This is a genomic window from Thalassospira lucentensis (assembly GCF_032921865.1).
GTDB lineage: Bacteria > Pseudomonadota > Alphaproteobacteria > Rhodospirillales > Thalassospiraceae > Thalassospira > Thalassospira lucentensis_A.
In genome coordinates this window covers 2,125,336-2,150,869 of sequence record NZ_CP136684.1, presented here as the reverse complement: position 1 = coordinate 2,150,869, position 25,534 = coordinate 2,125,336, and the positions used below count along the sequence as shown (strand labels likewise).

The following is a 25,534-nucleotide window of genomic DNA, read 5'->3' as shown; positions in this document are numbered from 1 at the left end:
GATAGTAAGCAGTCGCCCTGCATAATTCCAGATAGAAAGTATGGTTTTTTCGGAGCAAGGCCCTTGTAATGCCCAAAACCGACCAAGACATGATGTCCCGACCGGTTTTCTCAACTGTCGTCAGAAAATCTCGAAAACCTGACCGGTTTGAAGACCTTCGACTGACTTTGCATAACCAAGGGCTGCACGTGCTGCCGGAACGGGGTCATGCCCGCGGAAATACGGTGCATATCTTTCCATTGCCTCAAGGATCACACCGGGGCTGACTGCATTGATTCGCAGGCCCGGCTTCATTTCAATCGCAGCGGCACGCACGAATGACTCGATTGCGCCATTCACCATCGAGGCCGAGCTGCCATAACGGATCGGGTCTTTGGACAGGATACCGGTAGTCAGCGTGAATGATGCGCTATCCGCCACATGGTCACGCCCGACCAGCACCAGATTGACCTGCCCCATCAGCTTGTCATTGATACCGATGCGGTATTTGTCATCGTCCATTTCGGAAAAGTCACCGAAATGAGCCTTACCCGTCGCTGAAACAACCGCGTCGACCTTGCCTACCTTGGCAAACATTGCCCTGATTGATGCAATATCGGTCAGGTCAACATTGACATCCCCGCTTGAACGGGACGCACGAACGATTTCGTGACGTTGGGATAATTCGGCATCAATTCCACGTCCGATAATTCCCGATGCGCCAACCAACAGAACTTTCATTTAATCCTCCATCTTCGGAATATGTTGTAATGGAGATATCGTCTCATAGGACAATGGTGATGATAATCTAGTGATTTTCAAACATTTTGTTTAATATTCTAAACAATGAAAGATTATCTTAGCGAAATGCGCAGCTTTGCGGCCGTGATAGAAAATGGTGGCTTTACGCAGGCCGCCAAGGTGCTTGGTGTGTCCAAGGGCCTGATCAGCCAGCATGTCAAAAGACTGGAATCAGAACTGGGTGCGCAATTGCTGTTCCGGTCCACCCGCAAGGTCGAACCGACCGAGATCGGTACGACCTTTCTGGAGTATTGCCAAAACATCACCCAAAGTGCCAACGCCGCATTCGAGGCCGTCGAAGCACTGCGTGGCGAGCCGGTGGGAACCGTACGCATCACGGTTCCTGTTTCCTTTGGGGAAATGTTTCTTGATGACATCATCGTCGCGTTTCAAAGAACCCATCCGCGCATCCAGATCGAGATGGAGCTGGAAAACACATTTCGCGATCTGCAATCGGCCCATATCGATATCGCGATCCGTGCGGGACTGACGAACGATCCGGAACAGGTTGCCATTCCGCTGGGACAACTTTCCGAACTGGTATGCGCAAGCCCGGTCTATTGGGCAAAGCACCCAAAACCTGAAACACCCGCCGATCTGGCAAACCACAATTGCCTGCTGAACTTTCAGTATTACAAGGATGGCAACTGGGTTTTCTTTTCCGATGACGGCGCACAATCCGTCCCGGCAATCGGTAATTTGCGTCTGAACCATTATCCGCTGCTGCGCAATGCCGCAATCCGCGGACTGGGTGTTGCCCGACTACCGCGTTATGTTGCCCTTCCGGCAATCTCCGAAGGATTGCTTGAAACGGCACTTGATGGCTATTCATCACCCTTGCGGCCGATCTATCTGGTCTATCCGTATCAGGCGAACCTGCCGGTCAAGAACCGGCTGATGATCGATTTTATCCGCAACTGGTTTATTGAACGGCCGGACCTTCTGGAAACCAGAACCGGATCGCTCAGACAAAGCCGGTCATCGTAATGACCTCGTCAGCGGTCATGCCTTCGTCGCGCATGGATCGAAGCGTTTTGGATTTGTCGCGTTTGGCAAAACGTTTGCCATTCGGCCCGATCAGCAAGCCGTGATGGTGATATTCAGGAACGTCGTACCCCAGTAATTCCTGCAGCAACCGATGCAGGTGGCTTGCGAAAAACAGATCTTCGCCACGAGTGACAAGGTTGATGCCCTGCAAATGATCATCATGGGTCACCGACAGATGATAGCTGGTCGGTGTATCCTTGCGGGCAAGCACAACATCGCCAAATATTTCCGGCGTTGCCTCCTGCTTACCGGCCTTGCGATCATACCATGACAATGGGCCACCAACCTGCCTGAGGGCCCGCCTCATATCCAGACGCAGGGCATAGCTTTCACCGGCGGCAATGCGGTCCGTACGTTCGGACACGCTGCAATCGCGACAGGTTCCCGGATAATGCGCCCCATCCGGGCCGTGAGGAGCATTTCCAATCCGCGCAATTTCGGCCTGGATGTCTTTTCGCGTGCAAAAACAGGGATAAAGCAGACCGGCATCGGTCAAACGATGAAGCACCTGCTGATAATCGCTGAAATGTTGCGACTGGATGCGAACAGGTTCTTCCCATTGAAGCCCCAGCCAGCCAAGATCTTCGTAGATCGCATCGATATATCCCGGACGACAGCGGGTCTGATCGATATCCTCAATCCGCAAAAGGAAGCGACCATCCGGCCCGGCCTGTTTTGCGGAAAACAGGGCCGAAGCCGCATGGCCAAGATGCAGAAAGCCGGTCGGACTGGGGGCAAATCGGGTAATGGCTGTCATGACGGCCCTATCCCCTTTGCCTACCAACGGTCGCGATCACCGGTCGCCTTGTCCTTTGCGTTATCCGCAGGCACATGACGCATCGGGCGTTTGGGTTGGCGCGCGCCCTGTTCATCGAACAGATCGGACAATTCGCGCAACATGGTACCGCCCAATTCTTCCGGATCATTGATTGTCACGGCACGCTGGTAATAGCGTGTGACGTCATGCCCAATGCCGATTGCAAGCAATTCAACCGGCGAACGGGTCTGAATCCAGTCGATAACCTCGCGCAGGTGGCGTTCCAGATAGTTTCCGGAATTTACCGACAGGGTCGAATCATCGACCGGTGCCCCATCCGAAATCACCATCAATATCCGGCGTTGTTCCGAACGGCCCAGAAGTCGTTCATGCGCCCAGAGCAGCGCTTCGCCATCGATATTTTCCTTAAGCAATCCTTCGCGCAGCATCAGGCCAAGATTCTTGCGTGCGCGCCGCCAAGGTGTATCGGCTGCCTTGTAGATGATGTGACGCAGATCGTTCAAACGACCGGGTTTCGGCGGCTTGCCGTTTTCAACCCATCTTTCACGCGATTGCCCACCCTTCCACTGCCGGGTGGTAAAGCCAAGAATTTCGACCTTCACTCCGCAACGTTCAAGGGTACGCGCCAGAATATCGGCCGAAAGGGCGGCAATCGTAATCGGTCGGCCGCGCATGGAACCGGAATTATCGATCAGCAGCGTCACGACCGTATCGCGGAAATCCGTATCCTGTTCCTGCTTGAAAGACAGCGAGGTTGACGGCGTTGCAACAATGCGGGCGAGCTTTGCTGCGTCAAGAATGCCTTCTTCAAGGTCGAAATCCCAACCGCGGTTCTGCTGCGCCATCAGGCGGCGTTGCAAGCGGTTGGCAAGGCGTGAAACAACGTTCTGCAAATTCGCCAGCTGTTTGTCGAGCATCGCGCGCAGACGCGACAGTTCCAGACCTTCGCAAAGCTCGTCGGCGGTGACGATTTCATCGAATTCACGGGTAAATGGCTCATAGCCGCGTTCAATCGGTTCGTTCCGGCCATCAAATTCCGGCTGTTCGCCCGGTCCGGCAGGCTGTTCTTCCTGCGACATGGCTTCAAGCTGCTGGTCGTCGATATCGCCTTCACCCGCTTCGGCCTCTTCGGTACCGGCATCCTGTTGCTGGTCATCGCCATCCGGTTCGGACTCGTCGGCCTGCCCCTGCTGACCGCCCTGACTGTCGAGTTCTTCGTCCGGGTCGGTCTCGCCATCTTTTTCGTCTTCGTCCTCGCCTTCGTTTTCAGGCGGAGCATCATCGATATCATCTTCCAGCGAAAGATGATCAAGAAGGCGACGCAAACCACGGGCAAAAGCGTCCTGATCGTCAAGCACGTCACGCAGGTCGGTCAGATCCGCACCGGCATTTTTTTCGATATGGGCACGCCACAAATCGATCAGCGGACGGGCCGACTGCGGGGCCGGTTCACCGGTAAAAATCTCGCGCGCGAGCATGCCGATAGCATCTGCAAAAGGCGCATCTTCGCGCGCGGTCAGACGATGGAAGTTCTTTGCACGACAATCCTGTTCGGCATGTTCCCGGAGGTTCTTGCGCACACCGGGGAAATAACGCGAACCGACCGCCTCGCAACGCGCCGTTTCCAGCGCATCGTAGACGGCCTGTGCCTCGGCCGTTTCGGGCATGCGCCGGGCATGAAGTGCCACGTCATGATGACGCAGTTTCAGAGCCCAGCCATCGGCAACACCGCGCAGATCGGCAACCTCGTCCTTCGGCAGCGCCTGTTTGGGCATCGGCAGGCGCACATGTTCGCCATAGCCACCTGCCCGGCCGCCTTTGACAAAGCCCACTTCAAGATCATTGCGTCCGGCAAGCGCGCGAAACGTCGCCGCTGTGCCGCGCAAAAATCCGGAAAGCGCTTCATCATTCTTCATCGCACTACTCGCTTCTGGGATCAGGTCGCCGATTTGCTTTAACAACGGATGGTCCTTAACGGACCATCACATTGATGGCTTCTTCGGGCAGTTCCTCGCCAAAGCAACGCTGATAATATTCAGCCAGGATCGGGCGTTCCACCTCGTCGCAACGGTTCAGGAACGTCACGCGGAAGGCATAAGATATATCCCCGAAAATCTCGACATTTTCGGCCAGCGTAATAACGGTACGCGGGCTCATGACGGTCGAAATGTCGCCGGCGACGAACCCCTGACGGGTCAGGTTGGCAAGGGCCACCATGGCTTCGATCTTCTTGCGGCCTTCGGCATTATCGAACGACGGCACCTTAGCCGTGACGATGTTGGTTTCATCCGCGACCGAGAGATAGTTAAGCGTTGCCACAATCGACCAACGATCCATCTGGGCCTGGTTGATCTGCTGGGTCCCGTGATAAAGACCGGTGGTATCGCCAAGCCCGACCGTGTTCGACGTCGCAAACAGGCGGAAATTCGGATGCGGGTGGATGACTTTATTCTGATCAAGCAGGGTCAGCTTGCCATCGACTTCCAGGACACGCTGAATCACGAACATCACGTCCGGACGACCGGCATCATATTCATCAAACACCATCGCGACCGGTCGTTTAAGCGCCCAGGGCAGAATGCCTTCACGGAATTCGGTAATCTGTTTGCCATCGCGCAACACAATGGCGTCCTTGCCGATCAGGTCGATACGCGAGATGTGGCTATCAAGGTTGACACGGACACATGGCCAATTCAGGCGTGCAGCGACCTGTTCGATATGGGTCGATTTACCCGTCCCATGATACCCCTGGATCATCACACGGCGGTTATGGGCAAAGCCCGCCAGAATGGCCAATGTGGTATCGCGATCAAACCGGTAGGTCGGATCGATCATGGGGACATGTTCGCTGCCCTGGCTGAATGCCGGGACTTTCATGTCGCTATCAATTCCGAACGCTTCGCGGACGGATATTTTGATGTCGGGTGCATCCAGCGGATGTTCGGCGGCTGCACCTGTCGCTTCGTAACCTTGGCTCATAAGTACTCGCGCATTTTATCGGACCGGTGACGCGGTCTCGTTTGAAACTAGCTCATTAATAGCGGCTAAGATGCGCGTGACAAAGGGAAGATGCGCAAAAAACGTCTATCGCCGCAAATGGATCGAACAATGAAAAGGTCCAGGGCGTGAATTGCAAGACAGATTTTATCAAAATCTGTTCCGGCATCGTGTTCAGATCAAAGGGGAACCCGTGCTTCCAGATCGCGGATATAGCTCATCAATGATGAATAGGCGGCACTGATTTTCTTGAACCGTTCCTCGGCTCCCTTGTCCCCGCCATTAGCATCAGGGTGGTATTTCTTCGACAACGTTTTGTATTTGGACTTCAACTCATCCTTTGAAAACGGCCAGCCAAGATCGAGTGTCGCCATCGCCTGCTGCTGTTCGGATGGCATGCCCATTGCGCCTGCTCGGCGCTGGGCGTCTTCACTTCTGCGTTTCCGGTCACCGGCCGGATCGCCACCCGGGCCATGGTGTGTCGGGTCACCATCTTCGTTAAAGAAACCGAAACCGTCGCTGAATTTGAAGTTGAACGGCTTTTTGGCACCGCGAATATGACCAAACCGCCAGGTCGGACGCTGCCAATGGGTATCGCGCCGGACATCATTTTCAATGTCTTCGGCCTTCATGCCCTCGTAGTAGTTCCAGGACTTGTTGTATTCCCGGACATGGTCGAGGCAGAATTTGTAATAGTCGCGCAGCTTGCGATCTTTGGGTGCGCGAAATTCGCCATGACCTTCGCATCCCGGCCACTCGCATTCGGGCAGGTCTGGTTCTTCGTGGTAAAGGGTTTTGCGCTTGTTGCGTTGGCCTCGGTTCATCTGCGTCTATATGTTCTGATCATCCGGTTTCGCAATATCATACGGGCCGATTTAATGCGATAAAAGGCTTGAAAAACTGCCATCGCATGCCAGAACGTTGCCAACAGTTAGATTTTCGCATTCATCAATGTGAAACACACCGAAACAAGAGGCCATTGTCATGCAGGTAGCCCAGCAGATTCGAGACATCCTGACCACGGAATTTTCCCCCGAGAAACTCGAAATCCTCGACGATTCGTCAAAACATGCAGGTCATTCCGGAGCCGACCCGCGTGGCGAATCCCATTTTTCGGTGCTGGTGGTGTCAAAAAAATTCGAAGGCGAGAATCGCGTCAATCGCCAGCGGCTGGTTTATATCGCCCTTGACCAGCTTCTCAAGGACCGGGTTCATGCACTGGCGCTCAAGACCATGACGCCTGCCGAGTACGCCGCTGCCCTCGCCCAAAAATAACCATTGCGTTTATTCCACATGGTGAAATCAACTTAGACGACCGTTATTTTCCGGCGCAATATCTGCCCAGAAGTTGCACGTGCAGTTCGCTGCACATGCAACACGGGCGCTGGTCAAATCTGCGTCCGATACAAACGGGAGGACTATGTGATGAAAACACGCCTTGTCGGGGCGAGCGTCGCCCTGTTTATGTCCGGAACGGCCTACGCGCAGGCCCCTGCCCCGGACAATCTCGAAAAGCTTTCCAACTTCCAGTCGACCGGAACCACTGAATTCACCAGGATTGAACAAACCGGAGACTATGCCGACGGCATCAAAAAGACTCTTGAGCGCATTACCCTGCCGGCCGGTTTCAAGATCGCCCTTTATGCTGTCGTGCCCGATGCCCGCCATATCGCGGTTGGCCCGCAGGGGGTCGTGACATTTGTAGGCACGCGGAAGGATAAAGTCTGGTCGGTGACCGACCGCAACAAGGATCGCGTTGCCGATGAAGTAAAGGATTTCGCCCCGTCTTTACGATTTTCCATTCCAAACGGTCCATGCTTCTCACCAGATGGCATGCTCTATATCGCAGAACAGAACCGGGTTCTGACATTCCCCGCAGCCGAGTTTTTCTATGAAAGCCCGGATGTTGCGGCATTCAATGTGGTTAAAGAGGGTGAACTGGTCCCGCCATCCGAAGAAAGTTACAATCACACCGCACGTGTTTGCAAAATCGGCCCGGATGGCAAACTTTATATCTCGCTTGGGCAGCCGTTCAACGTTGCTCCCAAAGACAAGCTGGAACTGTATCGGGAACACGGGATCGGTGGCATCATCCGGATCAATATCGATGGAAGCGGTCGCGAAGTTTACACCTATGGTGTTCGCAACTCGGTCGGACATGATTTTCACCCTGAAACAGGTGAACTTTGGTGGACCGATAATCAGGTTGACGGCATGGGCGATGATATTCCACCGGGTGAGATCAACCGACAAACCGCAGCCGGTCAACATTTCGGCCATCCTTGGTATGGTGGTGGCGACGTTCGAACCAACGAATATGCCGGTGAAGAAGTCCCCTATGACGTCGTGATGCCGGCTGTGGAAACCGTGGCACACGCCGCTGACCTTGGCATGAGCTTCTATACCGGCAAGATGTTTCCCGCCAAATACAGCAATGCCATTTTCTCGGCCCAGCACGGCTCATGGAACCGAACAACACCGGTCGGGGCGCGGGTAATGGTGACCTTTATCGACAGCGACGGCAATGCGAGTACAGAACCCTTTGCCGAAGGCTGGATTGATGAAAATGGCGAATATCTTGGCCGCCCGGTCGATGTCGCACAACTTCGGGATGGATCGCTGATCGTGTCCGATGACCTTGCCGGTGCGCTCTACCGCATCTGGTACGAGGGCTCCTGATGCGGATAGTGCTTTTCATGATCCTCGGCGGGCTTCTGCCCGCCGGGGTCTCCTTGGCGCAGGATATTGATACTGGTCGAAAAGTTGCGGGAATGTGCCGCACCTGTCACGGGCTGGACGGTTTTGCCCGCATCCCTATTGCGCCACACATCGGTGGCGAACCTTCGGAATATATCAAAGCACAGTTACGCGCCTTTCGCGATGGCAGCCGGGAACACGAAATGATGACCGTCGTCGCCAAGGGCCTGTCAGATCAGCAGATTTCCGACGTGGCCGACTGGTACAGCCATTTCGAAATTACCGCCGCACTCCCCACCGGAAAATCCGGCGATGATGCACCAGAACTTTGCGTGGCGTGCCATGGCGCGAACGGTATCTCGGAAATGCCGGATGCCCCGAACCTTGCGGGCGAAACCAATATCTATATCGAAACCCAGTTGAAAGCGTTTCGGAACGGCAAACGAAATAATGAAATCATGTCGCCGATTGCGGCTGACCTGACGGATGCAGATATTCAGGCAGCGGCCGACTGGTACAGTGCCATTGAAATAAAAATCACCGACCCGGCAAAACAGAACTGAACCGACGATCAGCTATCGGGACGCAAAGCGCCCGAGACATCAAGGCCAACCGTCATTGCCGCAATGATATTTCCGGTATCGGGATCGATAACCGGCACTGTCACCTGCGACAGGAAGGTACGGGTCGATCCGTCGAAATAGATATCGGCGATCTGGCTCAGATCAGGGTCCTGCCGGATTATGACTTTGAATTTCGGTTCGTCGGACTGATCGAAATCAGATGTCAGGCGGTTCATGCCGATCACCGCGCCCTTGGTGTTGAAGACAAATATTTCCGCGATATTGTCGGCATCGTCTTCCTGAAATGAACGCAACATACCGGAAAGAGGATTTTCAAGGATCTCGGTCGCCTTGGCACTGGCGACACCGCGTTCACTGTCCCGCCGCCATTCACGATCCAGATCGGCAAGTGCCCCTGCGCGCACATCAGCCCCGCCCAATGCAGTCCGGACCGCTGCAATCAGCTTTGGATCACCTGCCATCGAACGGATCATCGGCAATTGTTGACGGGTGATAAGGTCGCGTTCCCAATCCTCAAGCCGCATGGGCAAAGTTTCACAGGTACGAAGTGCCGTGTTCAGGGCCGCAATCAGATCCGGATTGCGGCGGGTATATTCGCGCCCAAAATAGACAACAAGCGGCGCATATCGTTCGAACTGAATATTGAACTGGGTTTCATGATGCCCCATGTCGTCGCGTGCGGCTTCAAATGTCTGCTTGTCCACCAGCGCATATTCCACCCGCCCGGCCAGAACCTGCGAGATCAGCGAGTTAATCGACGGCACCTTGGCAATTTCATGATATCCTTGCTCGACTAGCCACTCGGCCTCGTTCGAACCAAGGATGGCGCCAACAGACAGCAGGCTTTCAGGTGCCGGGATTGCCGCGAAACTGCCCTGTTGCCCGGCTGCTGAAATCCAGACCCATTTTTCAAGGGCTAGCGGCAAGGTAGGATCGGCGTATTCGTCCATAATCGGGCTTATCCGCGCGAGGAAAAAGCCATCCGCCTGCCCGTTTCTGACCATTTCCCGATTACGCTGGCGAGGTGCAATTGCAATTCCGTAGCCCACACCGATCCGGTCAAACGCACAATTCAATACGGTTATGGAATAGCCTTGAAGAATACCATCCTGCAATTGCTGATAGGGGGGTTGCAGATTGGTTTGCAGGATCAGAAACGCATCCTCTCCGGGTGAACCGGGGAAATCCTGTGCCCCTGCGGACGAACTATTCAGGATTAAGACAAAACCGAATGCAGCCAGACAAAGTCGCGAAATGAAGATACAGGCAAATGCCGATTGCCTGAAAATATTTCGTCCCCATGACTGCGTGTGGCGTCCCATGCAACACCTGATCTTCACCGAAAACCCATCACAGATGATATTGTGGCTGGTAATTGTCGTTACAAGATCGCGGTTCAGTCACCGGTATACATATCCGGGGCGATGCGCTTGACCGCAGCACCGTCGCTGCGCCAGCCATGGCAGCTATTGACCAAGGGGGACCTGCGTTTTTTAGGCGGGTTCGATGCGGTGCCGTCCTTTTCCTGCTGTTTACGCCGTTCTTCGGCTTCTCGAGCACGGATAGGAAAGATTGTCTGAAAGGCAGTTGTTGCAACCGGTCCCATCAATTCCGTCAGATGGGTGCATCCGTGAATGCCGCCCACCCTCTCGCGGATTTGCTGTTTCAGCCCTGGCCCGATCCGAAGTCCGACCAGTGCCTCGTAATTCGGGGCGATTTCATCGCAGGCATTGAATGGTGCATGGTCTGTAACGGCTTCGACCGCGTTAATCACCATGTCATCTCCAACAGTGATGCGCAGCCACATTTCATGGATTGGCACACCCGCCGGTATTTCCCCACGGTCGTTATTTTCAAACCCGTAGGTCTTGGTATCGGTAATATGGCCTTCGATATCCCAAAGACCGTCCTTCCGGCGATATCCGGTGCAGGTGACATTTCGGGTGTGGATATGTTCACGCTCAGCAGCAGGGCTGGACAAGGGCATGGCGCATCTCTCCTTTACGTAAACGTAAAGACATTAACCGCTACGTTGTCAACCTTCAAAAATGCAAAACGGCTGACGCGCAAGCCCGCATCAGCCGCTATAAAGCATAATACATCGACAGACTCTGATTTACGCAACGCCGTAATCGGAACCGAAAATAAACTTCTCTCGTTCCCGCAAATCCTCTTCGAGCTGTGCCTTGACGACATTGAAAAGGTCACGAATGGAAACCATGCCGACAACAGTTTCTCCGTCAATTACCGGAAGATGGCGATAACGCCGGGCACTCATCAATTCCAGAGCATTCATTGCCGTGTCATCGGGACCAAGCGTATCGGGATTGGCGGTCATGACCTGCTTAAGAGGTGTGGATGCCGCATCCAGTCCCTTCGCCACAACCCGGTTCACAAGGTCGCGTTCGGTAAAGATACCGGCAAGTCTGGCACTGTTATCAACAATGATCACGGCACCGATCTTGCGTTCGGTCATCATATTGACGGCATCCATAACCGAGTCTGCGGGATTCAAGGTTGCGATCGACTGCTCTTTGACCACACCAGGTACGATTTTCGTATCCATATTTTTCTCTCTGCGGGTTGCTGTTGCCACGTGCCCTGCCCCGATCAGATTGCCTGAAACAGCGCTTCAAACGCGCATTGGGGCCCTTATTTGCAAGTGGCCCTGCAATCACATCGATCAAGACCTTTGATGATCATTTTAACCGATAAGTAGATTTAACAGAACAGTTTTGCGCCGAATAACGCAAAATAGGCAGCACGGGAAGCCGCGCTGCCTGTCTGTTTTAGCGGGTTTGGTGCTAGTTCAGTTCGTCGGTGGCGACTTCGCGAACTTCGCGCAATTTGATCCGGGTGATCTGGTTACGAATACGGCGCAATACTTCGAATTCCAGCCCGTGGAAACGGAACTGCTGCCCGACATCGGGAATACGACGGGTCTCGTAAAGCAGCAAACCGGCAACGGTGGCCGCTTCTTCATCCGGCAGGCGCCAGCCAAACCGACGGTTCAGATCGCGAATGGTTACATCCCCCCGCACGATTACCGAGCCATCCGTTTGTGGTTGGACTCCGACAACCTCGACATCGGTTTCATCAGCGATATCGCCAACGATTTCCTCAAGGATATCTTCCAGCGACACAACGCCTTCGAAGGCACCATATTCATCCACGACGATGGCAAAATGTTCGTGACGTTCCTTGAACGCTTTAAGCTGATCGGCAAGTGTGGTGCTGTCAGGGATGAACCATGGTTCGGAACTCAGTGCGCGAACATCTTCAGCAGTTTCCGGTTTGGCCCCGCGAACAATCGCCTTTAACGCCTCCCGCGCATGCAGGACACCTACGATATTGTCAGGGTCCTTGTCATAGATCGGAATACGCGTGTGCGGACTTGCGAGAACCGTATCAAGAATTTCTTCCATCGGACGGGTGATGTCGATCATCTGCACCTTGCGCCGGTGCACCATGATTTCCCAAACCCCGACATCTTCAAGGTCAAGCACCCCGTGTAACATCGTGCGTTCGGCATGGTGATCGCCAACAACCACATCATCAGCATGCAGTTCGATCGCACCGCGCAATTCACGCTCGCGATCCGTTCCCGGGCCTTCGCCGCTGCCGAACAATCGCAAGGTAGCACGGACAATCACCTGAATAGTCTGGGTGACGGGTGCAAAGACAACGACCAGAATACTCATCGGTCGCGCAACGCGAAGCGCCATGCTGTCGGCATGTTGCAACGCATAGGTTTTCGGCAGGATTTCAGAAAATATAAGAACAAGTGCTGTCATGGCTGCAGTTGCATAAACCACACCTCGCTCGCCAAACAGTTCGATCATGACCGACGTCGCCAGAGCCGAGGCCAGAATATTGACAAGGTTATTACCCAGCAAAATCGCCCCGATCAGACGTTCCTGATACTGACGCAACCGGTTGACAATACCTGCCCGTGGATCCCCGTCCTGTTCTTTGTGATGCATGACAGGCTTTGATGCCGCCGTTAGCGCAGTCTCCGAGCCAGAAAAGAAAGCCGAAAGCATCAGCAGGATAAAAATCACGACAATCGTGATTGTCATTCAGGTCCGTCTCCAATGGGTACACACAACAGATCATCACATTGTGCTGTTGCGAGGTATCAGGTCAATCATCGATCCGGCAAGTCATCGACTTCACAGCGATTTATTTAGCCCTACCCGATATCAGGCGTGGCAGGACCGGGTAATGGCTGCACGCATTTTCTGGATATCCATCGCCTTGGATGTAAAGGCCTTGCCGATTCCACGCGTCATCACAAACGTAATCTCGCCGTCGCTTACCTTTTTGTCACGTGACATATGACTGATCAAACGGTCGATGTCCCAGTGCATGCCGGGCACTTCAGACGCACATACCGGCAATCCGACAGATTTAAGATGGCTGACAATCCGGTCTTTTTCACCAGCCGGAGCCATCCCCATGGCACCGCAAACATCATGCGCGATGACCATGCCCATCGCCACCGCTTCGCCATGCAAAAGCTTTGCTCCGTATCCGGTTTCGGCCTCCAGCGCATGACCGAAAGTGTGCCCAAGGTTAAGCAGGGCACGTTTTCCGGACTCGCGCTCGTCCTGCGAAACGATCCGTGCCTTTGCCGCACAGCTTCGCATTACGGCGACACGGCGTTCCGGGCCATCATTATTCAGAACGGCTTCTGCATTGCTTTCAAGCCAGTCGAAGAATTCCGGATCATCAATCAGGCCATATTTAACGACTTCGGCATAACCGGCCAGCATTTCGCGACGCGGCAACGTATCGAGTACCGCCGTATCAGCCAGAACCAGCCGCGGTTGATGAAACGCCCCGACAAGGTTTTTGCCCGATTTCGAGTTAATACCGGTCTTGCCTCCAACGGAACTGTCGACCTGCGACAGCAGGGTTGTCGGAATTTGAACAAAATCAAGACCGCGCAAAAGCGATGCGGCAACATAACCGGCAAGATCGCCAACAACACCACCGCCCAGTGCAATGATCAGGGTTGAACGCTCAATCCCCATCGCAAGAATCTGTTCAACGACATCCTCGAACACGGCAAAGCTTTTGGATTTTTCACCCGCGGGAACGATAACTTCACGATGTGCAATCCCGGCAGCATTCAACGATGTCAGAACCGTTGGCAAATGACGGTCGGCGACCGTCGCATCGCTTATAATGACGACACCGGCCTTTTTAACGAACGGTGCAATATGACCGGCTGTATCTGCCAGAAGGTTACTGCCGACCAGAATGTCATAACTGCGTGCGCCAAGTTCAACGCGAAGGACGTCATGACTTTTTGCAGCGGAGGGCGTCTGATTGCTCACCGGATTATATTCCCGTCTTTATCAAATGAACGTGCGAGCAGGGCGAGAACCCCGTCGCGCGTTTCTTCCTTGGAAGATTCGTCACAATCAAAAATGATGTCAGCCCCGGCATAGACCGGATAGCGCGCCTCGATCAGATCAGCGAGAATCTGACGCGGATCACCATTGTTCAGCAGCGGGCGATGCGTCCGCCCGCTGGTACGCTGCAGCAGTAGATCAAGGTCGGCACGCAGCCAGACAGAGATCGACTTTTCAAGAATAAGTGCACGGGTTTTTTCGCGAATAAAAGCCCCACCACCCGTTGCAAGTACAAGCGGCTCGCCATCAAGCAATCGGGCGATCACACGTTCCTCCCCGTCGCGAAAGGCTTCTTCGCCATACAGCTTGAATATGTCGGCGATCGAACAGCCTGCGGCTTCCTCGATCTCACGATCGGCATCGACAAAATCCAGATCAAGCGCCTTGGCGACCATCCGTCCGATGCAGCTCTTTCCGGCCCCCATAAGACCGATAAACACCAGCGGTCTGCCTTTCAGGCTTGTCCGGATATTTGCAAGCACGTCATCGCGCAAACCCGACTCGGCAATATTGCTCTCCATGATCGGTTTGCAGTCCTGTCTTTAATCCGGTTATCACACAATTTACCCATTTCTTTAGGCCAGCTAAGGTCTAAACGCAAGCAAACCGCGCTATTGACCGACAAATTCCTTCGTCACACAGGGGATCTACGCACTATCGGGTAGTCGGGTCATTTGCATACCGACCGAAAACTTTTGCCAATCGCGTTAACCCTCTGTGAGGACCCGGACCCTAAACTGCCTTTATATCGCCGAATTGGAATGTCAGGGAAAAGGGTCGGGGAACGGGGTTGGAGAAATCACAGGCTGAATTCATGGCTAGGGCCAAATCGGTTCGGCTCTGTCTTGCATCCTGTACCGGGCTCCGCATACTTATCTTTGCGCATATCGAACCAACGCACTGAAGTCTGGAAATCATGAAGATAATTTCGCGTCTCATTTTATTGCTGATCATTGCCGTCATCGTTGGTGGCGCAACATTTCTGGTCACCTGGGATATACCGTCACCGACAACCCAGATGGAAGAAACCATTCCGAATTCGAGGTTTAACTGACATGCGCTTGCGTTCTCGCCTGCTGATGCAATCCTGTTTCATCACCATGATGACAGGTGCCGGAATCACCTTGCCCGCGGCTTTTGCCAATGCACAGGCACCGGTGCCACTGTTTTTGAAACAGGAAGCAGAACAGAACGCAAATTCACAATCTGCGCCGTCCTCTCCCACCACAAACAACAATTTCGGTCAGGGTGACGGGACACAACCCGAAACATTCCCCAGCGACCCCGATGCCGTACAGACAGTAACTCTCCAAGCGGTCGATGCCGAAGCTGTCGGCACACTGGGACGTGAACGTGGCGGACTTGGCGTTGACATGTGGAATGGCACCAGCCGTGAAACTGCTGCGCGCCTGCTTACGGATCTTCCGGCAACACCCGCCACACACACAGCCCGCGATCTTGCGCGTCGCCTGCTACTGAGCATCGCGGCAATTCCCGATGATCACAAGGAAATCAGCATGCTCGAAACGCGTGCGGCCAAACTGATCAATATGGGGGAACTAGATGGTGCAATTGATCTTGTTCGTGCCACTCCGCAAGGCGCACGCGGTTCGCTTCTGGCCCAGACAGAAGTCAATGCCCTGATGATTTCCGGCAAACTTGACGATGCCTGTGCCGCGATTGATGGTTACGGCAACAGTTTTGATGATCTTTTCTGGCTCAAGGCCAATATCATGTGCGCCCTTCATGCAAATGACCGTGCATCGGCGTCGTTCTCGACCGATCTGGTCCGCGAAATGGAAGGTGAAACCGACAAGACGTTCTTTGGTCTGGTTGCCGCCATCAGGAACGGAGCCGCCGCATCTTCGGACATTCTGGTCAATCTGCGACCGATTGACATCGCCCTGCTTGAAATCGCCAAACAAAACATCCCGACCAGTCAACTTGAGACCGGCAATCCCTCTGCCATTCTTGGATTGGTCAATGCGTCGGCAACATCGACCGATATCCGGCTTGAAGCCGCACGGAAAGCTGAAAGTCTGGGCCTGATTGATACTAAGAGGTTGCGCAACATATATGGCGCAGTGTCATTTGATGCCGATACACTTATCAACGCCCTTGATGCAGCCCCAGAAGCCGTCCCGGCCCGTCAGTATGCCAAACTTTATCAGGCGGCGGGCAAAAGTGATGTTCCGGCGGTACGTGCGGAAATCCTCGCGGCTCTTTACGACAATGCAATCATCAATGGTGATTTTGCACAGGCATCGCGTCTGACATCTGATCTTCTGGCCGATATCCCCGTGAATGGCGATTTTTCCTGGTTCGCAATTGATGCGCTCAAAGCCTCGGTCGCCGCAGACAATATGGAACGTGCGGCCGGCTGGCTGCAAACCGCCAAGAACAACGCCAATCCGGGGAACGATATCGAATCCCGACTGATCCTTCTATATCCGGTTCTTGCACTTGCCGGACTGGAGGATACAGGTGCCTCGATGATGGCCAACGCCGATGCCGACGCGTCCAACGGCAGCGTTACGGTTAATCTGCCCGATGATACGGCCACGACACCGGTGCGATATGGACTTGGCGGTGCTGTGGCACTTACCCCGCCAGCGACGACATCCGCCCCGATGAGCGACGCGCAAGCCAAACATCGTGCCCGCATGACCGAATGGCAGGAAATGGACGCGGCGCGTGGCGATCAGATACAGGCAAAACGTGATGCAGAACTGATCTTCAGCCTTTTTGACGGGTTCGGTATCGAAGTACCGGTCGCACTTTGGAATGTGCTTCTGACCGCCCCCTATCTTGACACGCGCCAGACCATCAACACGGCTGTCAGCCATCATCTTGAAACCGCAGCAATGAATATGCAACGTGGCAAGACGGTTGCCCTGGCCATTCAGGCACAGCAGGTTGCCGGCGCTCCGGATGGGGACCCAAAGGACCTCTCGGATGCGGTTGCCGCACTCAACCATATCGGACTGACACAAGAAGCACGTCGCCTTGCCGTCGAAATACTGATGGCACGCAGCCAGTAACGGATATGAATTGTGGCCCAGCCGCTTAACAGTAATCTGGTCGCTGCCTTTCTGGAAATGATGGCGGCAGAACGCGGTGCGAGTATTCATACGCTCGATGCGTATCGCCGCGATCTCGAAGATTATGTTGCCAGTCTGACCGGGCAGAAATCAGACCTTGTCGGGGCACAGGACATACATGTTCGAAAATACATGGCATCACTTGGCGATGCCGGTCTGGCACCGCGTACCCAGGCCCGGCGTCTTTCAGCCGTAAGGCAGTTTCACAAATTCCTTTATGCCGACGGATATCGCAATGACGATCCATCCGCCCATATAGACAGCCCCAGACAGGGCAATACACTGCCCAAGTTTCTGACAATTGATGAAATTGATCGGCTGATTATCACCGCAACCCGCCATGACGGCATCAAAGGCAAGCGGCTTCTGGCAATGGTGGAACTGATGTATGCCACAGGCATGCGCGTTTCGGAACTGGTTGAGCTGCCTTTTTCCGCCGCGGCGCGCGATCCGCAAATGTTGATCGTGCGCGGTAAGGGAAGCAAGGAGCGCCTCGTGCCGTTGTCCGATCCGGCACGTGATGCTTTACGAAACTACCTTGAAATCCGGGACTCTTTCATTCCGATGACAAAGGCAAAACAACCCGGCCACTCACCCTATCTGTTTCCGTCGCGCGGGAAGTCCGGTCATCTGACGCGGCAAATGTTTCTGAATATGGTCAAAGACCTAGCCGCCGAAGCCGGAATCTCCCCGTCACGGGTATCACCGCACGTCTTGCGTCACTCGTTTGCCAGTCACCTTCTGGCAAACGGTGCCGATCTGCGCAGTCTGCAACAGATGCTAGGTCATTCCGATATTTCGACGACACAAATCTATACGCATGTTCTCGAATCGCGATTGCGCGGCCTTGTGCAAGAACATCATCCGCTGGCGCAATTGCTGCGCAGTTGATCACGATCCACTCGGATCGCCAAATTTGTCTAGCTTTCCGTATAAGAATACTCGACCAAATCCCGCAAAAAATGTCGGTTTTCTGCGGATGTCATATATTCGTAACTGTACTGTCATCAGGTTGTTGCCGATCCTGCGATAGGAGCGGTACATCATTCATGATGCTTTGCTAACCAAAGGGTCGGTAAAATTTTTCAAGATCGGGGAACAGCCTTGGCATTTGATGCGGAGGACGAACTGACAGCTGACAGATCGGAGGGGCCAGCTATTCGCCTTCGAAACTGGAAGCAAATCGTCGAGAAAGTCGACTTTGCCTTTCAGCCCATCGTCAATCCACATACCGGTCATGTTTTCGGATATGAAGCCTTGCTACGTCGCTGGGAAGACAGCGGCTTTAGCTCGATCCAGTCTCTTTTCGATACCGCCTGGGAAACCGGAAACCTGCACGGTGTGGATATGATGCTGCGCGAGAAGGCGATTGCAAAATTCGCGCGTCTGCCCGAAGCCCGCCGTTTAAAACTTTTCTATAATTTTGACAGTCGCGTTGTCCGCACCCGGGATTATCAGCCCGGTCGCACCGCGGAACTTCTGCGCAATGCCGGACTTGAACGCGACACCATCTTTCTTGAAATTTCCGAACGGCACGACATCAGCAACGCTCAGTACCTTCAGGATATCCTGCTGCGATATCGCAGTCAGGGTTTCAAGGTAGCAATTGATGATTACGGCAGTGGCTTTGCCCAGTTGCGCGCCCTGTATGAATGCGAACCCGACATTATCAAGATTGACAGGTTTTTCATCGACGGCATTGATCGCGACCGGCGCAAGGAACTGTTTGTATCGCAGATCACCGCTTTCGCGCACATGATTGCCGCACAGGTTGTCGCCGAAGGCGTTGAAACCCGAGAGGAATTTCTGTGCTGTCGCCGGATCGGGTGCGATCTGGTTCAGGGTTTTTTCATCGCGCGGCCATCTGTCGATTTACCAGAACGTACCGATATTGTGCCTGCCATTTCCGGTGTTTCACTGGAAAACCGGCGCGGTGTTGAACGTGATGGTGATGTGCTGCGGTCATATCTTCTCGAAACACCACCAATCGAAAACAATATCAACCCGGTCGAGATTCTATCCTATTTCCAGAAAAATACCGACATTGCCATCGCACCGGTTATCAACCGGCAAGGCGAACCGCTTGGCGTTATCCGGGACTCTGATTTCAAAGCATTCATCTATACCCCGTTCGGGCGCGAGCTTTTGCAAAATCCGGCGAACCGAACCAATATCAGCCGGTTTTTGCGCCGTTGTCCCATTGCAGACATCAATACCAGTCTCTCAGAACTGCTTGAAACTTTTGTGGCAGCAGACTCGCTTGACGGTGTGATCCTGACCGAGAACGGACTTTATCTAGGGGTTCTGGATCAAAGTGCACTGTTACGCGCTGTCAATGAACGCAACACGCTTAATGCCCGCGATGAAAATCCGCTGACGCGCCTCCCGGGGAACAGTGCCATTTACCGATATGCCGCAAATGCACTCGCCAAACCGCGTCGCCGTCGATTTGCTGTCTATTTTGATTTCGACAATTTCAAACCCTTCAACGATCTATACGGATTCCGGCAGGGTGATCGCGCCATTCTGCTTTTCAAGGACATACTTGGCAAAGCACTTAGCCAGAATGACTGGTTTGTTGGCCATATCGGTGGCGATGATTTCTTTGCCTATGTTCAGTCGATTGATTTCGAGGATGCCGTCAACGCGGTGCAACGTGCCCAATACATGTTCGATGAACAGATCAAAAGCTTCTATGATGCCAAAACCCGCGATCAGGGTTATCTGATTGGCAAAGGACGCAACGGTGAAACAAGCGAATTTCCACTTATGACCGTAAGTGCCGCATTGGTTCGTATCCCGCCGGAGCGTACGGATATCACCCTTGATCACATATCAATCGAGGCAGCCAAGCTGAAGGCAGTAGCCAAAAACAGCCCGACCCGGTTTGCCAGCGGTCATTATGATGCCACCGATACCGCCACATCGACGCAACCAGAGGTCCGATAACCTGCGTGGTTCGCCTTATCGTTGCAAATAAGACTTTTCTTTAAAATCGCTGACGCTAAAATCCGGATTATCGCAGCATGCCTTTTATGCTGCCCGTAACAACAAACGTATCGAGCCATCCCGCCATTATGGTCAGCGTTACCAGCACGTCTGAAATTCTGCCGCCGATCCCGGTTCGCCCTGCGAGCCCGGTTTCTCCGCGCACGTCCGAGGCCCAACACGAACAGCAGAAACAATCCGTAGAGCAAGTCGCAAATTCGATCCATCTTTCGGACGACGAAATCGAACGTGTTCAGCGTGCAGAGGAAATAGCTCGCAATGAACGCCGGTTTCAGGAAGGGCAGAATCCCCTGACGCTGGAAAACAAACAGTCAGAAGATGCCGCGAACGGTTATGGCGCCAAAGGACAGTCTAACGGCAGTTTCATCAACGCATCCAGCAACCGCGGCAGTCTGGTTGATTTCTATGTCTAGTAAGACTGCAATATCACGGACTTAAAGCCCGATTGCGCGTCTCCAGCCATCCCAGTTCCAGATCAGTTCTGCAACCCGGTCATAACCGGCTCGATCCGGGTGATATCCATCCCCTCGACGAAGCGCACGCTGCCAATCCTGATCGGCAAGAGTTGTGGCATGCAAATCAAGATAAGGCACATCAAACCCGCGTGCCGTTTCGGCATATATCTGATTAAGCCCCTCAAGACGTTCGTTGATTTCCCTGCTCGACTTGCTGCCGTCAATCACCGCCTGCGGCCCGATCCACAATGTCGGTGCTAGTTTTGATGCCTCGCCAATGATATCGGCAGCATTGGCTGCCGATTTGCCAGGAGAAACCCGCATCGTGGTTTCTTCGCCGCGATCTTCGGCATGATTGGCGTCATTCACGCCAAAGCTGAACATCAGGATGGTGGGGAATTCCGGCACCATGCGAAGCTCTGCCTCGAATTTCCAGCGGGCTTTAAGCCCGTCACTGGTTTCAGCACGAATGCCCAGATTATAGATCGTCGTTTCACGCTTCGCCTCGTCCAGCAAACGGCGGCCCAACCGCATTGGCCAGCCCCCCTTTTTGCTATCGCGCACGCCATTGACCAGACTGTCACCAAAACAGCAAATGCGATGACCTGTAACGCCTTCGGCCATAATTACTCCTGCAACTTTGCGGCACTTTTCGCCGCCAGATAGGCCATCAATTCGTCGCGCTCCGGCACAAAGGCATTGGCAAGCCAATATTCCTCGGCAAGCTTTAACAACCGCCCCATTCGCGGTCCGGCAGGTGCAAGACCAGCCGCCAGAATATCACGCCCCTGTATTGGCAGTGTCGCGGGTGTCCAATCGGTTGCCGCCTGCAACAAACCCTGCCATTGCTTATTTTCAACACTTCCGGGACGAGGCGGGATCGAAGCCCGGGTGGCCCAGGCAATCAGAACCGCATCACGAAATGCGTCGGCCCCCAAACGATAAAGATCACGGCGGGTTGTTTCCTCAGACATATCTGCGCTGATCAGGCTGGCATTGGAAATCATCGCAGCGAAACGTTCGGTTTCATCGTTTGATAATCGCAATACCTTACCAAAATCGGTTGCTGCCAGAAAATCATCATCGGTGTTTTCCGGCGCACGATAAAGGGCTGCCAGGCGACGCAACGGATCGGGCATAATCGCTGGATCGGCAAGGGCGGAACTGTCAAGCCATTCCATCATGCGAAGCCGCGACGTATCTGCCAGATCCGGCAATATAACGGGCAGGACTTTAAAACCGATCATGTCCTTGATCGTGGCGGCAGGACTGCGGGAACGCAGCAGTTTCAGCGTTTCATCACGAAGACGTTCCGGGGAAATATTACGAAGCCCATGGGCCCCCTTGCGGCATGCTTCGGCACCAATCGGATCAAGCGGCGGTCGCCCGAACCACGCATGGAAACGGAAGAACCGTAAAATACGCAGGTAATCCTCTGCGATGCGATCCTCGGCAATGCCAATGAAGCGCACCCGCCCTTCGCGCAAATCGGTTTCACCATCAAACGGGTCGTAAATCGTCCCGTCTGGATCGCAATAAATTGCATTGAAGGTGAAATCGCGACGTTTGGCATCGCCAAGCCAGCTATCGGTGAAGGCAACCTCGGCATGGCGGCCATCGGTTGTCACATCAATGCGCAGCGTCGTGATTTCATAGGCAGCCGTATCGGTGACCGCTGTCACCGTGCCATGTTTAAGCCCGGTCGGGACAACTTTCAGTCCTGCCTTTTCAAGGGCGATAACCGTTTCTTCCGGTCTCAGATCGCAGGCAATATCCACATCGACCAGATCGCGCTTCAAAAGCGCGTCCCTCACAAGGCCACCAACAAAACGTGCCTTGCCGCCGTGTGCTGCAATTGCCTCAAACACGCGTGCCGTATCGGGATGGGTCATGACCCCGTAAGGCTGCAAATGGCCTGTTGCTGTCAGTGCGGTCATCGGTAAATCTTTGCTGGCCTGAAACCTTGCAAGCAGATGGCTTGTTCCGAATTATTCCTTGGGTTCGAAATATCCAGGTTGAACGACACCATCCTTCAATGTCGGCGCATGATAGATGGAATCAGGTGATGCGCCAGTCCCAAGTGCCGTCACAATCAGGATTGCCGCCGCCAAAGCCACACCGATACCAAGCAGCAAAAGCCACGGCCCTTTGTCCCAAGGCGGGATCACATCATGGCCTTCCCGAATGGCCTTTGCCCGTGCCCATTTAAGCCACAGACCATAAACCAGAAACGGCAGGATAACGGGCAGGACGATCTGGATAATCTGTCGCAACATTACCAATGGTCTCCAATCATTATCGCTCTGCGCTGGCTTTCAGGACTTCGCTGAAATTCACCAGCATCCCCGCCGTTGCCCCCCAAATGTAATATTCACGGTACGGAATGGCGAAATAACGGCGTTTCGCCCCTTCAAAGGTCACGGTCTGCAGTTTCTGGTTTCGAGGCTCAAGGATGAATTCCAACGGTACTTCAAATACTTCTGCCACTTCATGTGCATCTGGTGCAAGGTCGAAAGGCGGCGTGATCAATCCGACAACCGGCGTAACCTGATAACCGGTTACGGTATAATAATCATCAAGACGGCCGACCAGTTCGATATGCACACGCGCCAGTCCTATTTCTTCCTCGGTCTCGCGCAGTGCCGTTTCTTCCAGCGTATTGTCATGGTCCTCCTGACGGCCACCAGGAAAACTGATCTGCCCGGCATGATCGCTAAGATGGTCGGTGCGGCGTGTCAGTATGACACTCAAACCTTCATCGCGCTGCACCAGTGGCACCAGAACCGCAGCCGGGCGGGCGATCAGTTCTCCTTCGGCGAAGGCACGCGCCCGTGATTTCGAACCGGGATAATCGACCGCATGATCCCCGCGTCGCTGCAGGATATCGCCGCGCGGTGCGTTCAGTGCCGCAATGATCTGGGCCGGTGTCATTGGTCGGCCTCCTCCAAGGTTCCGATCTCGAAGAACTTATTATGACTGTAAACACCGATACGCACTTTGCCGGTCTCCGGTTCCATAATCTCATCGGCCATGTCCACAAGCTGGTAGAATACCGCCCGGTTGAGCCGTGCTTCAAGCCCGCGATCAAGCTGCACATAAGGCGATGGCTCACCGGTTTCGGGATCCTGCTCCACCCGCAAACCGTGGCTTTCATCAAGCTCAACCCACTGATCGATATTGGTTCTGAACCGAATGACCGATGCCTCCCCCCTGCCGTTTTTTTCCATCTCGACTGCGATAAACGCAACGTCTTCGACCTCGATCCGCGCCATTTCGGCCGGAGTCACAAGCCAATGACCGCCTTCTTCGTCACGTTGCAATACGGATGAGAAAAGTTTGACAAGTTCGATCCTGCCAATCGGACCACCTTGATAGAACCATGTTCCATCCCGACTTATAGACATGGGTATGTCGCCACAAATCTGCGGATGGCGTCCGCCTGCCGGTTTTCCGGCACGCAGACGGGTCCAAAGCTTTTCAGCGAGATCGACGGTTTTTTCGTTTTTGCTCATGCTATACACTTAAGTCCGGAACCAAAAGATTGCGCACCTGTTCTACGCTGATACCATCCTTCTTGGGTAACCGGCATCCATTACCGGCACAACAGAGGAAGCAAAGTTTCCTGTCATGACAAACGCGCCACGTTTTCCCGAAGAAATGGGACTCTCACAAGACAGCAGCCTTGAACGCGACGCAGCGCGACTTGACGCCTGTGTTGGCCGTTTGGACGAAGCCCGCAAGATGGTTTCATCTGTTATATTTGGGCAGAATGAGGCCGTAGAGCAAACACTTATCGGCATTTTATCTGGTGGTCACGTCCTGATGGTCGGTGCACCCGGCCTTGGAAAGTCATTACTTGCACACACATTGGGCAAGGTCCTTGGCCTTCTCGATAAACGCGTTCAGTTCACCCCCGACCTGATGCCAGCAGATATCCTTGGCTCCGAAGTCCTGGAAGAAGGCGCGGATGGCAAACGCGCATTCCGGTTCATCAAGGGGCCGGTATTCTGCCAGTTGCTACTGGCCGACGAGATCAACCGCGCCAGCCCACGCACCCAGTCCGCCCTGTTGCAGGCCATGCAGGAACGCGAGGTATCCGTCGCCGGTTACAGCCACAAGCTTCCTGAACCGTTCCACGTTCTGGCCACCCAGAACCCGCTGGAACAGGAAGGCACCTATCCCCTGCCCGAAGCACAGCTTGACCGCTTTCTTCTGGAAGTCCGGCTAGGCTATCCAGATCAGGATGAAGAACGCCGCATCGTGACCGAAACCACCGGACGCTATCCGGTGCGCCCAAGGCAGGTTCTTCAGGCGGACGATCTGGCCGAGGCGCAGGATTTTGTCCGTCGCCTGCCGATGCCTGACCGGGTGCTTGATACCATCATCGCCCTTTGCCGCGAATGTCGCCCCGAAAGCACGCATATGGCCGATATACGCGATAATGTTGCCTGGGGTCCCGGCACACGCGCGGCACAGGCGCTGTCACTTGCCTGTCGTGCGCGGGCCATGCTGTTTGGCCGTTTCGCACCCTCAATTGAGGATATAGAAGCCCTTGCCGTTCCGGTTCTGCGCCATCGCTTCGGATTGACTTACGGGGCCCGGGCCGAAGGCTTTACCGCACGGGGCCTGATTACCAACGCGCTGGATTATCTGCAGGAGAAATAGG

The 25,534-nt window shown here is 54.1% G+C and carries 26 protein-coding genes; 10 read left to right on the top strand and 16 right to left on the bottom strand.

The window, feature by feature from the left end; translation table 11 throughout:
* Positions 1–120: 120 nt before the first annotated feature.
* Positions 121–720 carry a short chain dehydrogenase gene (locus R1T41_RS10550; RefSeq protein ID WP_317341491.1) on the bottom strand — a complete coding sequence of 200 codons (600 nt, stop codon included), beginning with the start codon at positions 718–720 and terminating at the stop codon, positions 121–123.
* Between the two features lie 105 nt (positions 721–825).
* Here R1T41_RS10550 and R1T41_RS10545 point away from each other — a divergent pair, with 105 nt between their 5' ends.
* Positions 826–1,767 carry a LysR family transcriptional regulator gene (locus R1T41_RS10545; protein ID WP_062958731.1) on the top strand — a complete coding sequence of 314 codons (942 nt, stop codon included), beginning with the start codon at positions 826–828 and terminating at the stop codon, positions 1,765–1,767.
* On the opposite strand, the gene gluQRS is transcribed toward R1T41_RS10545, so the two are convergent.
* The 4 genes from gluQRS to R1T41_RS10525 form a co-directional block, all read right to left on the bottom strand.
* Positions 1,745–2,584, bottom strand: coding sequence for a tRNA glutamyl-Q(34) synthetase GluQRS (gluQRS, locus tag R1T41_RS10540; RefSeq protein ID WP_317341490.1), 840 nt, complete (start codon positions 2,582–2,584; stop codon positions 1,745–1,747). The genes R1T41_RS10545 and gluQRS overlap by 23 nt on opposite strands.
* A gap of 20 nt (positions 2,585–2,604) precedes the next feature.
* Positions 2,605–4,521, bottom strand: coding sequence for a cobaltochelatase subunit CobT (gene cobT / locus R1T41_RS10535; protein WP_317341573.1), 1,917 nt, complete (start codon positions 4,519–4,521; stop codon positions 2,605–2,607).
* A gap of 55 nt (positions 4,522–4,576) precedes the next feature.
* A complete protein-coding gene (gene cobS, locus R1T41_RS10530) occupies positions 4,577–5,584 on the bottom strand; it encodes a cobaltochelatase subunit CobS (RefSeq protein ID WP_097051261.1) in 1,008 nt (335 codons plus the stop codon).
* A 197-nt stretch (positions 5,585–5,781) separates the two neighbouring features.
* Complete coding sequence (locus R1T41_RS10525; RefSeq protein WP_062951549.1) at positions 5,782–6,426, bottom strand: J domain-containing protein; 645 nt, start codon at positions 6,424–6,426, stop codon at positions 5,782–5,784.
* 160 nt (positions 6,427–6,586) lie between these two features.
* On the opposite strand from R1T41_RS10525, the gene R1T41_RS10520 reads away from it, so the two are divergent.
* From R1T41_RS10520 to R1T41_RS10510, 3 genes are all read left to right on the top strand, one after another.
* Complete coding sequence (locus R1T41_RS10520) at positions 6,587–6,877, top strand: BolA family protein (RefSeq protein ID WP_317341489.1); 291 nt, start codon at positions 6,587–6,589, stop codon at positions 6,875–6,877.
* 150 nt (positions 6,878–7,027) lie between these two features.
* Complete coding sequence (locus tag R1T41_RS10515; RefSeq protein ID WP_062958736.1) at positions 7,028–8,281, top strand: PQQ-dependent sugar dehydrogenase; 1,254 nt, start codon at positions 7,028–7,030, stop codon at positions 8,279–8,281.
* The gene (locus R1T41_RS10510) at positions 8,281–8,862 is read left to right on the top strand and encodes a cytochrome c (protein WP_317341488.1); all 582 of its coding nucleotides are present in this window, start codon (positions 8,281–8,283) and stop codon (positions 8,860–8,862) included. Before R1T41_RS10515 ends, R1T41_RS10510 begins: the two co-directional genes overlap by 1 nt.
* An 8-nt stretch (positions 8,863–8,870) precedes the next feature.
* Here R1T41_RS10510 and R1T41_RS10505 read toward each other — a convergent pair whose 3' ends face one another.
* From R1T41_RS10505 to R1T41_RS10480, 6 genes are all read right to left on the bottom strand, one after another.
* A complete protein-coding gene (locus R1T41_RS10505) occupies positions 8,871–10,205 on the bottom strand; it encodes a transporter substrate-binding domain-containing protein (protein WP_317341487.1) in 1,335 nt (444 codons plus the stop codon).
* Between the two features lie 74 nt (positions 10,206–10,279).
* Positions 10,280–10,870, bottom strand: a complete 591-nt coding sequence (locus tag R1T41_RS10500; protein ID WP_062958739.1) for a DUF2889 domain-containing protein — start codon at positions 10,868–10,870, stop codon at positions 10,280–10,282.
* A gap of 129 nt (positions 10,871–10,999) precedes the next feature.
* On the bottom strand, positions 11,000–11,449 hold the full coding sequence (locus R1T41_RS10495) for a CBS domain-containing protein (RefSeq protein ID WP_062951555.1): 450 nt from the start codon (positions 11,447–11,449) through the stop codon (positions 11,000–11,002).
* 238 nt (positions 11,450–11,687) lie between these two features.
* The gene (locus R1T41_RS10490; RefSeq protein WP_062951556.1) at positions 11,688–12,962 is read right to left on the bottom strand and encodes an HlyC/CorC family transporter; all 1,275 of its coding nucleotides are present in this window, start codon (positions 12,960–12,962) and stop codon (positions 11,688–11,690) included.
* Between the two features lie 123 nt (positions 12,963–13,085).
* Entirely contained in the window at positions 13,086–14,225 is a 1,140-nt protein-coding gene (gene aroB / locus R1T41_RS10485; RefSeq protein ID WP_062958740.1) for a 3-dehydroquinate synthase, read from the bottom strand.
* The gene (locus tag R1T41_RS10480; protein WP_082824728.1) at positions 14,222–14,824 is read right to left on the bottom strand and encodes a shikimate kinase; all 603 of its coding nucleotides are present in this window, start codon (positions 14,822–14,824) and stop codon (positions 14,222–14,224) included. Before R1T41_RS10480 ends, aroB begins: the two co-directional genes overlap by 4 nt.
* A 395-nt stretch (positions 14,825–15,219) precedes the next feature.
* Between R1T41_RS10480 and R1T41_RS10475 the strand changes: the two genes are divergently transcribed.
* The 5 genes from R1T41_RS10475 to R1T41_RS10455 all read left to right on the top strand — a co-directional run bounded on the left by R1T41_RS10475 (position 15,220) and on the right by R1T41_RS10455 (position 20,826).
* Entirely contained in the window at positions 15,220–15,357 is a 138-nt protein-coding gene (locus R1T41_RS10475; protein WP_167443535.1) for a hypothetical protein, read from the top strand.
* Between the two features lies 1 nt (position 15,358).
* Positions 15,359–17,344 (top strand): antifreeze glycopeptide, encoded by a 1,986-nt coding sequence (locus R1T41_RS10470; RefSeq protein ID WP_317341486.1) that lies wholly within the window; start codon positions 15,359–15,361, stop codon positions 17,342–17,344.
* Positions 17,345–17,356: 12 nt separating this feature from the next.
* Positions 17,357–18,295: a site-specific tyrosine recombinase XerD gene (gene xerD / locus R1T41_RS10465; RefSeq protein ID WP_317341485.1), complete on the top strand. Its 939-nt coding sequence runs from the start codon at positions 17,357–17,359 to the stop codon at positions 18,293–18,295.
* A 213-nt stretch (positions 18,296–18,508) separates the two neighbouring features.
* Positions 18,509–20,353: a GGDEF domain-containing protein gene (locus R1T41_RS10460; protein ID WP_097051268.1), complete on the top strand. Its 1,845-nt coding sequence runs from the start codon at positions 18,509–18,511 to the stop codon at positions 20,351–20,353.
* Between the two features lie 77 nt (positions 20,354–20,430).
* Complete coding sequence (locus tag R1T41_RS10455) at positions 20,431–20,826, top strand: hypothetical protein (RefSeq protein ID WP_317341484.1); 396 nt, start codon at positions 20,431–20,433, stop codon at positions 20,824–20,826.
* Positions 20,827–20,847: 21 nt separating this feature from the next.
* Here R1T41_RS10455 and R1T41_RS10450 read toward each other — a convergent pair whose 3' ends face one another.
* Genes R1T41_RS10450 through R1T41_RS10430 form a run of 5 tightly spaced genes read right to left on the bottom strand, consistent with a single transcriptional unit; the run spans position 20,848 to position 24,380 of the window.
* Complete coding sequence (locus tag R1T41_RS10450) at positions 20,848–21,492, bottom strand: GDSL-type esterase/lipase family protein (protein ID WP_317341483.1); 645 nt, start codon at positions 21,490–21,492, stop codon at positions 20,848–20,850.
* A 2-nt stretch (positions 21,493–21,494) separates the two neighbouring features.
* Positions 21,495–22,805, bottom strand: a complete 1,311-nt coding sequence (locus tag R1T41_RS10445) for a CCA tRNA nucleotidyltransferase (RefSeq protein WP_317341482.1) — start codon at positions 22,803–22,805, stop codon at positions 21,495–21,497.
* 51 nt (positions 22,806–22,856) lie between these two features.
* Complete coding sequence (locus R1T41_RS10440; protein ID WP_062951563.1) at positions 22,857–23,144, bottom strand: hypothetical protein; 288 nt, start codon at positions 23,142–23,144, stop codon at positions 22,857–22,859.
* A 19-nt stretch (positions 23,145–23,163) separates the two neighbouring features.
* Positions 23,164–23,799, bottom strand: a complete 636-nt coding sequence (locus R1T41_RS10435) for a CoA pyrophosphatase (protein ID WP_317341481.1) — start codon at positions 23,797–23,799, stop codon at positions 23,164–23,166.
* Positions 23,796–24,380, bottom strand: coding sequence for a DUF1285 domain-containing protein (locus tag R1T41_RS10430; protein ID WP_317341480.1), 585 nt, complete (start codon positions 24,378–24,380; stop codon positions 23,796–23,798). Before R1T41_RS10430 ends, R1T41_RS10435 begins: the two co-directional genes overlap by 4 nt.
* Before the next feature lie 115 nt (positions 24,381–24,495).
* Between R1T41_RS10430 and R1T41_RS10425 the strand changes: the two genes are divergently transcribed.
* A complete protein-coding gene (locus R1T41_RS10425; protein ID WP_062951566.1) occupies positions 24,496–25,533 on the top strand; it encodes an AAA family ATPase in 1,038 nt (345 codons plus the stop codon).
* Position 25,534: the final 1 nt, after the last annotated feature.